The sequence below is a fragment of the Mesorhizobium sp. CNPSo 4670 genome, assembly GCF_057784235.1.
Genome location: NZ_JBWJFQ010000003.1, coordinates 340,029 through 352,134 on the forward strand (window position 1 = coordinate 340,029; position 12,106 = coordinate 352,134).

The window sequence follows — 12,106 nt, forward strand, 5'->3', positions numbered from 1 at the left end:
GTCATGCTCCCTTCATCACGTTTGCCGCGTCCTGAACGGCACGCACGATCTTGTCGTAGCCGGTACAGCGGCAGAGGTTCCCGGCGAGGCCGAAGCGGATTTCCTCCTCGGTCGGATCGGGGTTCTTGGCCAGCAGGTCCTTGGCCGCGATCAGGAAGCCAGGCGTGCAGATGCCGCATTGCAGTGCTGCGTGCTCGAGGAATTTTTGCTGCAGCGGATGCAGCCTGTCGCCATGCGCCATGCCCTCGACGGTCTCGACACGGCGGCCCTCGGCTTCCGCGCCGAGCACCAGGCAGGAGCACACCAGCCGGTCGTCGAGGATGATGCTGCAGGCGCCGCAGTCGCCGGTGCCGCAGCCTTCCTTGACGCCCGTCAGCCCCAGGCGATCGCGCAAGACGTCGAGCAGCGTCTCGTCCGGCTGGCAAAGGTACTCGACGCTGTCGCCGTTGATTGTGGTTGAGACTGCTACACCAGCCATCACTTGCCTCCTGCACGTGCATAGGCGGTCGTGGCGGCCCGCTTGGCCAGCACACCCGCAACTTTCCTTCTGAATTCGATGGTGCCCCGCTTGTCGTCGATGGGGCGGCAGGCGCCAAAGCAGACCTTGGCGAGCCTTTCAAGCGCGGCTTCGTCCAGCTTCCTGCCGATAAGGGCCTCGGCTGCCTCTTCCACCAGCAGCACCGTGGGTGCCGCGGCTCCCAGCGCCACGCGGGCCGCTGTGACGACGCCGTGTTCGTCGAGCGTCAGGTTCACGCCGGCGCTGACCACCGCGATATCCATTTCCGTACGGGGAATGAAGCGCAGGTAGGCATCGCCCGAGCGCGGCGCGCGCTTGTCGAGCAGGATCGCCTCGATGATTTCGCCTTTGGCCAACGACGTCTTCCCCGGCCCGGTCGGCACGCTTCCTACGGGAATCGTATGCCTGCCCCCCGGGCCGACGACCGATGCCCTGGCGCCGGCCGCCACCAGCGCCGGCACGCTGTCGGCAGCCGGCGAGGCGTTGCAGAGATTGCCAACGATCGTGCAGCGCCCCTGCACCTGCTTCGAGCCGATCAGCTTGGCCGCTTCGACGACGCCGGGCCATGCCTTCTTCAGGGCAGAGCTCTCGCCGAGGACGGCGCAGGGGACAGCGGCACCGATGCTGAAGCCGTCGGCCGTTTCCCTGATTTCACTCAAAGCCTCGATCGCCTTGATGTCGACGATCAGGTCGGGTTCGACAAAGCCGCCCTTCATCCTCACCAGCAGGTCGCTGCCCCCGGCAAGAATGGCGGCCGTACCTGTCGCCGCGGCCAGCTGGCCAACGGCATCTTCGATTGAAAGCGGACGTATGTAGCGCATCGTCTCCCCTTGGTCCTTGCGATCTCAGCGACCGTTATAAACAGTCTCCTCACAATGGCTATCCGGTTCCGCATTTGCGTCGATTAGGCCAGGCGCCGCAAAATCGAGTCCCACATCAACCTCAACCGGCGTACGCCAAGCCGTGCGCAGCCGGACAGGCTTGCGGCCAGGCCTTCAAAAATCCGAGAGCGTGTGTCGGACTGGCCAAGCCTCGTTCGTCCTAGGGGCATCGAATAGACATCGTGAAAGGATAAAGGATATGCCCGGCACCGTACATTTGCATCGCGTTATGACGACCAGCCCGGAGAAGATCTATCGCGCCTTCGTTGAAGCGGACGCGCTGGCGAAGTGGCTTCCGCCGAACGGCTTTACCTGCACGGTCCATCACCTCGAGGCAAAGGTCGGCGGCACGTTCAAGATGTCCTTCCGCAACTTCACGACCGGCAACAGCCATTCCTTCTGCGGCGAGTATCTCGAACTCGTTCCGGCCGAACGCCTGCGCTACACTGACAGGTTCGACGATCCCAACCTGCCCGGCGAGATCCAGGTGACCGTAATCTTGAAAAAAGTGTCGGTCGGCACCGAAATTGACATCACCCAGGCAGGCATTCCGGACGTCATTCCGGTCGAGGCCTGCTATCTCGGCTGGCAGGAGTCGCTCAGGAACCTGGCAAGGCTCGTCGAACCCGAGATCAATCAATGATAGCAATTCCAGGAAAACTGCACAGCGCAATTGCGTAAAAACAAATAGCTGCGGCGGTGGATGCGGCGGCCGGAAACCGGCCGTCGATCAACGTCAACGCCAGCTCTCCGCTCGTTCTTGTCCTCCGCGCAAATCCGCTCGAATGTTGCGCACGCCGTGTCCCAGGCGTTGGCCGAGCACCGGCATCGCGGGAACGATGTAGCGCTATCTCACCTTGATGACGACCTTGCCCTTCGCACGCCCGCTTTCGACGTAAGCCAGAGCCTCATTGATCGCTTCGAATGGAAAGACCCGATCGACAACCGGGCGAATGGCTCCGGATTCGATGAGAGAGGTGATCTTGCCCAGCTGATCGCCCTGCGCCCACATGAAAAGGAACGAAAACATCACCCCACGGCGCCTGGCCCTGGTCCGAATACCGCGACTCAACAGGCGCAGTATCAATCTCAGCATCAGGTTCAGGCCCTTTTCCCTGGCAAATTCGGGATCCGGTGGGCCGGAAATGGAGATGAGCTTCCCACCCGGTTTCAGCACATTCAGGGATTTTTCAAGCGTTTTGGGGTCCTGGCTGTTCAAGACGACGTCGTAGCCCGACAGGGCTTTCTCAAAATCGTCTTTCCTGTAATCGACGACGACATCGGCGCCGAGACCCCTGACCAGATCGGCACTCGCCGCACCAGCGGTTGTGGCAATCGTCGCGCCGAGATGCTTCGCCAGCTGTATGGCGAATGTCCCCACGCCGCCGGAGCCAGCCTGAATGAAGACCTTTTGCCCCTTTTTCAAACCTGCCCTTTCGACAAGCACCTGCCAGGCGGTCAGACCAACCAGGGGGATCGAGGCAGCCTCTTCCATGCTGAGATTCTCGGGCTTCAAGGCCACGTCGGCTTCGTTGATGGCGATGAACTCGGCGAATGTCCCGATCCGGCCATCGCGCGGCCGCGCATAGATCTCGTCGCCGGATCTGAACTTGCGGACCTTTGATCCCACGCGGATCACCTTCCCGGCCACGTCGTGGCCCAGGATGAACGGAGGGCGATACGGCAGGATGGGCTTGAACTCCCCGGTTTTGATCTTGGCATCCAGGAGGTTCACCCCTGCGGCATGGATTTCGACCAGGACATCGTTGTCCCCGAGCTCCGGCTCGGGCATCTCGGCCAGCCGCAGAATGCCCTTCTTGTTATATTTGTCGACGACGAATGCCTTCATGGCAGTGACTTTCTGAAAGGGATTTTGGTGTGTCTCATGGGCGTGAAATCTCTTGCCCCGCTGATGTTCAGACCGGGAGGCGGAACTGCTTGCGTAAGCTCTTGTCGAATATCGCCGCGGGCGCAAAACGGCGCAGGATGCTGACCTGCCGTGCGGCCCTGCCGGCGGTGTAGCGGCGTCGCGGGCAAGCATCGGTCGCGGCCCTGACGACGACCTCCGCCACCACTTCCGGCCGATCGGCCTTGGGCATCACATCGCGAAGCAGAGCGTCGACCCCGGCCCGGGCCAGGTCGTATTCTTTCAACAAGGAATCCGGCTCAATCCCGTTCTGGTCGAAGACGGTGCGCACGAATGCCGGCTCGATGACCGAGACGCGAATATTGAAGGCACGAACTTCGTGATCGAGCGATTCCGAATAGCCTTCGAGCGCGTGCTTGGCTGCCGAATAGTGCGCGGCATACGGTGCCGGTACGAGGCCCAGCACCGAGCCGATGTTGATGATGCGCCCTTCGCCGCGTCCCCGCATCGACGGCAACACGGCATTGGTCGCGCGCATGACGCCGAACAGATTGACGTCGAACATCGACTGCACCTGTGCGACCGAGGATTCCTCCGCGCCGCCAAGCAGGCCGACACCGGCATTGTTGACCAGGAGATCGATCCGGCCGGTCTGTGAGAGCACAGTCGAAACAAGCGCGGCGACGGCCTCACCGTCGGTCACGTCGCAAACCAGCATGGTCACCCCGTCCGGGCCGTTGCTGGCTTTGCGGCGGCTCGTGCCGAAGACGGTAAACCCTGCCCGCGCCAAGGCCTCGGCGGTGGCGCGGCCAATGCCCGAGGAGGCTCCCGTCACGACAGCGGCTTTTCCGGAATTCATTTTCATTTCGTGCTCCAAACCATGAGGGCTAGCTTTATCGCGTGAGTTAAATTACACTCATAATATCAAATTATGATCATAATGCAATAGCAGAAAGGAATCGCGGCCATGCGCTACGAAAAGGGCCGAAAGGACGCGTCACGGGGCCGGATCATGGAGGTTGCCGCCGATCGTTTTCGCGGTGACGGCATAGCCGCGTCCGGACTGGCAACCATCATGAGCGACGCCGGACTGACGAACGGCGCCTTCTATCCGCACTTTCAATCAAAGGCGGAGCTTGTCCGCGAAAGCGTCGCGGCAGCTATGGAGATTCAGTCGCAGCAACTGGCGGAAGCGCTGGCCTCCGGTGGCCCGGAGATGGGCATAGAGGCATATCTGTCCGCCGAGCACCGGGACAATCCGGGAAAGGGCTGCGCCTCCGCCGCGCTGCTGCCGGAGCTCGCGCGTCAGCCACCTGAAACGCGCGAAGTCTATACCGACCACTTGCTGACCTTGGTGCGCCAGTTGGCTGCAGCAATTCCGCGGGACAAGGACCCGGAAGGCACCGCACTGGGTGTCTTCGCAACGCTCATCGGTGCGCTGCAACTGGCCCGCGCGGTGGAAGGAACCGAATTGTCGGATCGTATTCTTGCGGCGGGCAAAGATGTGGCGCGGACGCTGATCCAGCAGCGCTAGGACGGCGGGGCGGGCACAGCGATGCGCGCCAAGTCATCCCTTATCAGTGCCGGTGCTGCGACCGGAAGAGCCAGCGTCCCCGGCCAGAACCAGTTCCGCATTGTCGGCGACATAGCGGACATAGCGATAGTCGCGGATGAAACGTATCCGCCCTTCCCGCCACTCCAGCCACATAAAATAGTCGGGCTTCGGGGCGGTCCGGTGTTCGAACACCGCAATCACCTCGCGGCCTTCGAGCCAGGCGGGCGTGACCCAAACGTCATCGCCCTTGGCATAGATCGTGAAGAACATGCCGACATCGGCGGCACCCGAGCGCGGCGGGTGCAGGGACTGATGGAGCTTCACGTCGTCGGCAAGCAGCGCGCGCAAACTGTCCCAGTCGCGTTGGTTAAACAGGGCGGCATAGCGAACCACTGCCGCGGACGCGATGCGCGCATCGGGCAACGGGTTGGCGTTTGCGTTGATCTCCCGAAGCCGGGCGCGACCACGCGCCAGATGCCCCTTCACGGCATCGACCGTGATATCCAGCAGGCTGGCGATCTCGACCAGCGGCTCGTCGAGCACATCCTTCAGGATGATGACGCTGCGCTGGAGGACCGGCAGTTCCGCAAAGCGCGACACCGCGGTTTGGACGGCCTGCCTGCGCATCAGCATCTCCACCGGGTCGGCTTTGGCGTCGTCGACAATTTCGAGGGCCGCCTCGATGGGCTCCGCGATACGGATCGCGCGACTGCGCAGCAGGTCCAGCGCTCGATTGTGGGCGATCCGGAACAGCCAGGGTCGCAGTTGCGGCACGTCGCACAGCTCGTCCAGGGCAATGAAGGCTCGGGCAAAGGTGTCCTGCACGACATCCTCGCCGTCGATGACCGATCCCATCAGGCGCGAGCAATAGCGGTGCAGCTCCGGCCGCAACGCGACAGCAAGGGCAAGGAGCCCCTCCTGGCGGTCGCGGTCCACGGCAGGCCCTCTATAGCTCAAGGCGTCGCGCCCTCCATGACGGTCACTCCGGCATCGCCGTTGAGGCCGAAGACGACGCCCTCGGCATATTGCGGATCTTCCAGCACGGAAACCACCCTATCGCCGAACGCCCGGGGGGGCATCGCCGCACCGAAGCGGGCGACGAACTGTTCCGATGTGATGCCCATGGAACCCGCATAGGCGTTGGCCGCTGCATCCCCGATTCCAGTGCCGGGGATTATCTGCCGCGGCACGATCGCCTGGAAGCGGATTCCGAGGTTCTTCTCCTGCGAGACGCCATTGGCGTATTTGGCCATGAACCAAAGCATGCGTTTGGAGCCACCATAACCGCCAGACATCTGCGATCCGGCAACAGCCGCGCCACTCGACCCCACCAGCACGCGGCTGCCCGGTTTGAGCGGCAGGTTGGGCGCTGCCTGCAACCAATAAAGCCCGGCTTTGACGTCGGTTTCCCAAGCTATGGAGAAATCCTCCCACTTCAACTGATCCAGCCGGCCCATCCGCGGTGTCGCACCAGCGTTCAGCACCAGTATATCCGGGCGGACCTCACCAAGGATGCGGTAAGCAGAGTCTTCGTCCGTGACGTCGGCGGCGATGGTGGCGACCCCGAGCCGCGCACTGACCGCTTCCAGCGCCTCGGCACCGCGGGCGACGACCGTCACCCTGGCGCCATGTTCGATCAGGGCCTCGACAAATCCGAGGCCAAGTCCGCGGCTGCCACCGGTGACCACGACAGTTTTATCCCTGAGGCTCATTGATCCTGCTCCATTGCTTGACTGTAGCTAAGACGTTTGAGGTTCGGGAAAAGAGTCAGCCTGTCGTGCGGCTCGCACGTCAGCGGATGGCGAGTGCGGTGCCGACCATTAGCTGAGCCCGACAAGATAGTGCGGCAGCAATGTAGCGAACGTGCTGGCAGGCCCGACGACGCCGAAGGCACCGCCGGTGAAATCGTCGCCGTGAACATCACCTTGACGATCTCTCTAAAGCCGAAGCCCTGCGCCTTGGATTGCTCTAAACATCGAGAGTGACGATCGTGCCGCGGACTTCGGCCATTTCCAGGAGCAGGTCCTGCAGGTTTTCGTCCAGCGTGGCACCGGTCAGCGCCAAAAGCTCGGCAATGCACTCCCTCATCGATATGACGGCGGCGCCGGTTTTCTCGGAAAGCAGCCGCCCGATGGCCGTGCGGATCAGGTCGTCCCGATCAGACATCGTGTCATCTCCCAATGCAGCCTCCTTCATGCTCCCCATGCCTCACCCAGGCTTTCGACGACAGGGCGTGGTTTCCCTTACGGTATGATTTTTTGACGCCACATCCGCGGCGGTGCTCAAGCGGACGGCAGCGACGGCTCGTTACCGGGCTGGATGGCTTCGATGGCCGTAGCGCACCGGGTGGGTTTGTATGCCGCAAGCCCAGGAATGCGCTGTTGGGAAGCGCAGAAACGCTTCAGATGGCCGCCAGAATAGAGTTTCCAAACAGGCGCTGAGCGGGCTTATTTGCCGCAATGATGATCGTTGATCTTGTTGAGCGCATTCGCGTCGGGCCCAACGCGATTGTAGGAGCACGGTCCGGCCGCCGTGGTGACCAACTGCTGGTCATAATAACGCGGGCCGCCGAAAAGGAAGTTGATGAGGTCGTCATCGGCGGGGACGTAGCGTTCGAATTGGGCCTGGTGGTGGGAATGCCGGTCGCCGGCGAACGCCGAACCGCAAAGATTTGAGCCTATCGCAAAAGCGAGAGCCAAGATCGCAAAGCATTTCGTGGTCATCGGCAACACCCTCCTGGCTATTCTGAATCACACCATACATCCAAAACCGCCAGCCGGACAAAAGTTCCCATACGGCGCGGTTCCGTAAGCTCAGCGGGACACGCTGCCGCAGGAATACCAAATGCCATCGAAGACCATCGCGATTGGCTCTTGCCGAAGCCGGCGGCCTCGCTCATCCATGGGATTGCAACGACAGCTTGGAAGCCGTGATGACCGATGCCAGCCTTTATCTAGTCGAAGCGACGATCGAGCAATTGCGCCGCGCGCTCGATGGCGGCGCTGTCACCAGCGTCGAACTGGTCGGGGCATATCTCAGGCGCATCGCGCATTTCGACCGCCACGGCATTACCCTCAACGCGGTCCCGGTACTCAACCCAGCGATGTTCGAGGAGGCCGCCGCTTCCGACCGGCGCCGCCGCAACGGTGCCACGCTCGGACCGCTCGACGGCATCCCCTACACCGCCAAGGACAGCTACAAGGTCGCCGGCCTGACGGTGGCCGCCGGCTCGCCGGCCTTCGAGCATCTCGTCGCCAACGAGGACGCCTTCACCATCGCCCGGCTGCGCGCCGGCGGCGCGGTGCTGATCGGCCTCACCAACATGCCGCCGATGGCCAATGGCGGCATGCAGCGCGGCGTCTATGGCCGCGCCGAAAGCCCCTACAATGCCGACTTCCTGACCGCCGCCTTCGCGTCGGGCTCGTCCAACGGCTCCGGCACGGCGACCTCAGCCAGCTTCTGCGCATTCGGGCTGGGCGAGGAAACCTGGTCGTCAGGCCGGGCGCCGGCCACCAACAACGCGCTGGTCGCCTACACGCCGTCGCGCGGCATTATTTCGGTGCGCGGCAACTGGCCGCTGGTGCCGACCATGGATGTCGTGGTGCCGCATACCCGCAGCGTGCCCGACCTACTTGAACTGCTCGAAGTGATCGTTGCCGACGACCCTGAGACACGAGGCGATTTCTGGCGCGCGCAGCCCTGGGTCGAGCTGCCGAAAAGCTCCGACGTGCGACCGCCGCGCTACACCGATCTCAAGCTTGCCGGCTCGCTCAAGGGCGCGCGCCTGGGCGTCCCCAAAATGTATATCGGCCGCGACAACGGGGCCGATCAGCCGATCGAAATCCGCGCCTCGGTGCTTGTCCTGTGGGAACAGGCGGCGGCCGATCTCACGCGGCTAGGCGCCGAGGTGGTCGAGGTCGATTTTCCCGTTGTCTCCAACTACGAGCGCGACCGTCCCGGCGCGCGCACCATGGTCGAGCGCGGGCTGGTGCCCCAGGACTTCGCCAACCGTGAAATCTGGGATCTCTGCATCTGGGGTTGGGACGATTTCCTGCGGGCCAATGCCGACCCGGCGCTGCCCGATCTCGTCTCGGTCGACGGCCCAAAGATCTTTCCGCAACCGCCGGGCACGCTGCCTGACCGCTATGAAGGCGGCTTCGACCTTTCGGAATATGTCGAGCGGGCTAGATCGGGTATCACGCCCGTCGCAGATATTCCAACGCTCGCGGACGGCCTGAAGGGACTGGAGGCGACACGGCGGATCGATTTCGAGGACTGGCTCGACGCACAGGGCATCAATGCCGTGGTGCTGCCCGCCGCCGCCGATGTCGGGCCTGCCGATGCCGACGTCAACGAGGCCTCGGCCGCGCTTGCCTGGCGCAACGGTACCTGGGTCGCCAACGGCAATCTGGTCTGGCGCCATTTCGGCATTCCGACCGTCACAGTGCCGATGGGAACCATGGCCGACATCGGCATGCCGGTCGGCCTCACCTTCGCTGGCAAGGCCTATGACGACGAAAGGCTGCTGCGCATGGCCGGCGATTTCGAGCGCTCCACTCAGCGCCGCACCCGTCCTCCGCGCACGCCCGAATTGGCCGACGATGTCTTTCCAAGCCGTCCCGGCCAAGCCTCGAAAAGCAAGGCGCCACCGCTCGCCATCACGCTTGCCGCCGAGACGCGGGCTTCGGGTAATCAGGACGAGATTATCATCGCGCTCGACCTGCCAGGCGAGGTAACCGAAGCGGCGAGCGTCAAGCTGCACGTCAACGGAGAGGCCGTCACGCTGCAGCGAAGCGGCGCGCGCTTCAGCGGGAGTGCGCTTGTCCCGACTGCCGAGCATCACCGCTTCCACAGCGTCTGGCGCGGCTCGTATGGCTCGATCGTGACAGCGGTCGTGCGGCTGGAGGATGGCCGCACCGCCGGCGCTTATGCGGTCACGGGTGGTATCGAGTGAATATGGCCTTGCGGATCGCGCGGCGTCCAGAGGTTGTTTCGAAACTCATTCCTGCGAGTCATATGGTGGTGTTTTCGAGAACCGGAGCGGAGCCTACATTTGAATAATACGTGAGCACCGTTTGGAAACTCTACTCCTGGGGCTATCTGGCGGCGCTTTCTGCGCTTCCGGTCTCTCAGTCCGTCCTGATCCAGACTCCCTTGGTATTGAGATATTCGTCGAGATGCTCGGCGCCACCTTCGCGTCCGTAGCCGCTCATCTTGTAGCCGCCAAAGGGGACCGCGGGGTCGATGGCGTGATAGGTGTTGACCCAGACGGAGCCGGCGCGCAGGCGGTTTGCCAGCTGATGCGCCTTGCCGACGTCGCGGGTAAACACGCCGGCACCCAGCCCATAGTGCGTGTCGTTGCCGCGCCGCACCACCTCGTCCAGCGTGTCGAAGGGCAGCGCCGAAATCACTGGGCCGAAGATCTCTTCGCGGGCAATGCGCATGTCATCGGTAACGCCTGAGAACACACTGGGCGCCATGAAGTTGCCCGCACCGAGCCCACCTTCGGTGATGCGGTTGCCGCCGGTGACCAGCCTGGCACCTTGCCTGGTGCCGTCCTCGATGTAGCCGGTGACGCGTTCGAGCTGCTTGGGCGAAATCAGCGGCCCGATCTCGGTTTCAGGGTCGGCGCCGTCGCCGATCCTGAGTTTTGCCGCATAGGCCGAGACCCGCTCGACGAATTCCTCATAGATCGGCCGTTCGATGAACAGCCGCGACCCGGCGATGCAGATCTGGCCGGAATTGGCGAACACCGACATTGCCGCTACCGGCACGGCGCGCTCGAGATCCGCGTCGGCGCAGACGATGACCGGCGACTTGCCGCCAAGCTCCAGCGAGACACGCTTCATGTTGCCGGCCGAGGCGCGCAGGATGCTCTGGCCGGTCACTGTGGAGCCAGTGAAGACGATCTTGTCGACGTCCATATGGGCGGCGAGCGACGCGCCGGCTTCCGCGCCGGTGCCAGTGACGACGTTGACGACGCCCCCGGGCACGCCGGCCTCCATCATCAGCGCGCCGATCAACAGCGGCGTCAGCGGCGCTTCCTCGGAAGGCTTCAGCACGATGGTGCAGCCGGCCGCCAGCGCCGGGCCGATCTTCCAGATCGACGCGGCTGTCGGCGCGTTCCAGGGAATGATCGCGCCGACCACGCCGACAGGCTCCTTGCGGGTGTAGGAGACGATCTCGCCCGGCAGCGAATTGCCGATCGTGTGGCCATGGATCGACGTCGCCATGCCGGCGTAGAAGCGCAGCATGCCGAGCACGCGGTTCTTGTTGGCGAGCGTGCGCACGATGGGCATGCCCATGTCCGTCGTGTCGGAAAGCGCGATCTCCTCCCAATGCCGCTCCATCAGATCGGCAGCTGGCGCTCATAGGGCTTGAACCGGCTCCACGGTCCATCGAAGGCGCGCCGCGCCGCCGCCACCGCAAGGTCGATATCGCTTGAGTCGGAGAGCGGCACAGTGCCGATCACGGCGCCGGTGGCGGGATTGCGCGTCTCGAAAGTGCGGCCACTCAGCGCATCGCACCAGGCGCCATCGATCAGCATCTTGCGGTGCCGGCCATCGATGGGCGTGTGCAGCGGCAGGTCTTTCACCGACACCGTCATGGTCCTGTCCCTAGTTAGCACCAGCCTAGCGGGCTGCCCAGACAAGGCCGCGCTCGACAATCAAGGCCATTTCTGGGACCGCGAACTCCTCGGCATTGTGTCCCAGCGCGCTGTAAAAAACCTTTCCAGCCCCATAGCGACGCTTCCATACCACCGGCATGACAACGCCGCCGATCCCCGGGAAATGCGCGTCGGTGAAGGTGGTCGTGGCCAGCACCTCGTTGCCCGGATCGACATGCATATAGTACTGCTCCGATCGGTAGGCGAAATCACTGACGCCGCTTGTGATCGGATCGTCTGGCATGGTGACGGCGACCGTGTAGTCGATGATGTCGCCGGGATGCGCGACCCACTGGCCGCCCGTCATGAACTGATAATCGGTTTCGCTGCGGAAACTGTCGCACATCGTGCCGTGAAATCCGCCAAGGCCACTGCCCTGGCGAACCGCGAGAACCAGGTTCTGAAGTTCGGCCTTTTCGATCGTCGACATCGTGATCACGGGCACGATGAGATCGAATGCGCTGAGCTTCGGATCGGCGAACATCGCCGTGCCCTCGCCGAGCGTGACGTCGAAGCCGTTCCGTTCGAGCAGACCGCGCACGACCTTCGCACTCTGCTCCGGCGTATGGCCCGGCCAGCCGCCCCAGGCGATCAAGGCTTTCTTCGGCATGTTGTCCTC

12 protein-coding genes and 1 pseudogene are annotated in these 12,106 nt (G+C 63.3%); 3 read left to right on the forward strand and 10 right to left on the reverse strand.

From position 1 onward, the window contains the following. Position 1 precedes the first annotated feature (1 nt). Positions 2 to 478: a (2Fe-2S)-binding protein gene (locus AC0ZT5_RS08035; protein WP_477282878.1), complete on the reverse strand. Its 477-nt coding sequence runs from the start codon at positions 476 to 478 to the stop codon at positions 2 to 4. Further along, a complete protein-coding gene (locus tag AC0ZT5_RS08040) occupies positions 478 to 1,338 on the reverse strand; it encodes an FAD binding domain-containing protein (protein WP_488495979.1) in 861 nt (286 codons plus the stop codon). The genes AC0ZT5_RS08035 and AC0ZT5_RS08040 overlap by 1 nt, the downstream gene beginning before the upstream one ends. Before the next feature lie 259 nt (positions 1,339 to 1,597). On the opposite strand from AC0ZT5_RS08040, the gene AC0ZT5_RS08045 reads away from it, so the two are divergent. Beyond that, positions 1,598 to 2,041, forward strand: a complete 444-nt coding sequence (locus tag AC0ZT5_RS08045; RefSeq protein ID WP_488495980.1) for an SRPBCC family protein — start codon at positions 1,598 to 1,600, stop codon at positions 2,039 to 2,041. A 204-nt stretch (positions 2,042 to 2,245) separates the two neighbouring features. Here the strand turns inward: AC0ZT5_RS08045 and AC0ZT5_RS08050 are convergent, their stop codons facing one another. Then, positions 2,246 to 3,247, reverse strand: a complete 1,002-nt coding sequence (locus AC0ZT5_RS08050) for an NADP-dependent oxidoreductase (protein WP_488496109.1) — start codon at positions 3,245 to 3,247, stop codon at positions 2,246 to 2,248. 67 nt (positions 3,248 to 3,314) lie between these two features. Then, positions 3,315 to 4,130: an oxidoreductase gene (locus tag AC0ZT5_RS08055; RefSeq protein ID WP_488495981.1), complete on the reverse strand. Its 816-nt coding sequence runs from the start codon at positions 4,128 to 4,130 to the stop codon at positions 3,315 to 3,317. Positions 4,131 to 4,232: 102 nt separating this feature from the next. Between AC0ZT5_RS08055 and AC0ZT5_RS08060 the strand changes: the two genes are divergently transcribed. Beyond that, positions 4,233 to 4,799 (forward strand): TetR/AcrR family transcriptional regulator, encoded by a 567-nt coding sequence (locus tag AC0ZT5_RS08060; protein WP_488495982.1) that lies wholly within the window; start codon positions 4,233 to 4,235, stop codon positions 4,797 to 4,799. Between the two features lie 33 nt (positions 4,800 to 4,832). On the opposite strand, the gene AC0ZT5_RS08065 is transcribed toward AC0ZT5_RS08060, so the two are convergent. The 4 genes from AC0ZT5_RS08065 to AC0ZT5_RS08080 form a co-directional block, all read right to left on the reverse strand. Next, the gene (locus AC0ZT5_RS08065; protein WP_488495983.1) at positions 4,833 to 5,777 is read right to left on the reverse strand and encodes a sigma-70 family RNA polymerase sigma factor; all 945 of its coding nucleotides are present in this window, start codon (positions 5,775 to 5,777) and stop codon (positions 4,833 to 4,835) included. Beyond that, positions 5,774 to 6,532 (reverse strand): SDR family NAD(P)-dependent oxidoreductase, encoded by a 759-nt coding sequence (locus AC0ZT5_RS08070; RefSeq protein ID WP_488495984.1) that lies wholly within the window; start codon positions 6,530 to 6,532, stop codon positions 5,774 to 5,776. Before AC0ZT5_RS08070 ends, AC0ZT5_RS08065 begins: the two co-directional genes overlap by 4 nt. Before the next feature lie 256 nt (positions 6,533 to 6,788). Beyond that, entirely contained in the window at positions 6,789 to 6,986 is a 198-nt protein-coding gene (locus AC0ZT5_RS08075; RefSeq protein WP_488495985.1) for a hypothetical protein, read from the reverse strand. A 281-nt stretch (positions 6,987 to 7,267) separates the two neighbouring features. Next, on the reverse strand, positions 7,268 to 7,543 hold the full coding sequence (locus AC0ZT5_RS08080) for a hypothetical protein (protein ID WP_488495986.1): 276 nt from the start codon (positions 7,541 to 7,543) through the stop codon (positions 7,268 to 7,270). A 209-nt stretch (positions 7,544 to 7,752) separates the two neighbouring features. On the opposite strand from AC0ZT5_RS08080, the gene AC0ZT5_RS08085 reads away from it, so the two are divergent. After that, positions 7,753 to 9,774, forward strand: coding sequence for an amidase (locus AC0ZT5_RS08085; RefSeq protein ID WP_488495987.1), 2,022 nt, complete (start codon positions 7,753 to 7,755; stop codon positions 9,772 to 9,774). Positions 9,775 to 9,949: 175 nt separating this feature from the next. On the opposite strand, the pseudogene AC0ZT5_RS08090 reads toward AC0ZT5_RS08085, so the two are convergent. After that, positions 9,950 to 11,427 (reverse strand): annotated as a pseudogene (locus AC0ZT5_RS08090) (aldehyde dehydrogenase family protein). A 25-nt stretch (positions 11,428 to 11,452) separates the two neighbouring features. After that, positions 11,453 to 12,097 carry a ThuA domain-containing protein gene (locus AC0ZT5_RS08095; RefSeq protein ID WP_488495988.1) on the reverse strand — a complete coding sequence of 215 codons (645 nt, stop codon included), beginning with the start codon at positions 12,095 to 12,097 and terminating at the stop codon, positions 11,453 to 11,455. Positions 12,098 to 12,106 lie beyond the last annotated feature (9 nt).

Excerpts from the sequence above, each read along its gene's own strand:
- AC0ZT5_RS08040 (WP_488495979.1), bottom strand. The coding sequence starts at position 1,338 with ATGCGCTACATACGTCCGCTTTCAATCGAAGATGCCGTTGGCCAGCTG.
- AC0ZT5_RS08060 (WP_488495982.1), top strand. The coding sequence starts at position 4,233 with ATGCGCTACGAAAAGGGCCGAAAGGACGCGTCACGGGGCCGGATCATG.
- AC0ZT5_RS08035 (WP_477282878.1), bottom strand. The coding sequence starts at position 478 with ATGGCTGGTGTAGCAGTCTCAACCACAATCAACGGCGACAGCGTCGAG.
- AC0ZT5_RS08050 (WP_488496109.1), bottom strand. The coding sequence starts at position 3,247 with ATGAAGGCATTCGTCGTCGACAAATATAACAAGAAGGGCATTCTGCGG.
- AC0ZT5_RS08080 (WP_488495986.1), bottom strand. The coding sequence starts at position 7,543 with ATGACCACGAAATGCTTTGCGATCTTGGCTCTCGCTTTTGCGATAGGC.
- AC0ZT5_RS08070 (WP_488495984.1), bottom strand. The coding sequence starts at position 6,532 with ATGAGCCTCAGGGATAAAACTGTCGTGGTCACCGGTGGCAGCCGCGGA.
- AC0ZT5_RS08075 (WP_488495985.1), bottom strand. The coding sequence starts at position 6,986 with ATGTCTGATCGGGACGACCTGATCCGCACGGCCATCGGGCGGCTGCTT.
- AC0ZT5_RS08085 (WP_488495987.1), top strand. The coding sequence starts at position 7,753 with ATGACCGATGCCAGCCTTTATCTAGTCGAAGCGACGATCGAGCAATTG.
- AC0ZT5_RS08055 (WP_488495981.1), bottom strand. The coding sequence starts at position 4,130 with ATGAAAATGAATTCCGGAAAAGCCGCTGTCGTGACGGGAGCCTCCTCG.
- AC0ZT5_RS08045 (WP_488495980.1), top strand. The coding sequence starts at position 1,598 with ATGCCCGGCACCGTACATTTGCATCGCGTTATGACGACCAGCCCGGAG.
- AC0ZT5_RS08095 (WP_488495988.1), bottom strand. The coding sequence starts at position 12,097 with ATGCCGAAGAAAGCCTTGATCGCCTGGGGCGGCTGGCCGGGCCATACG.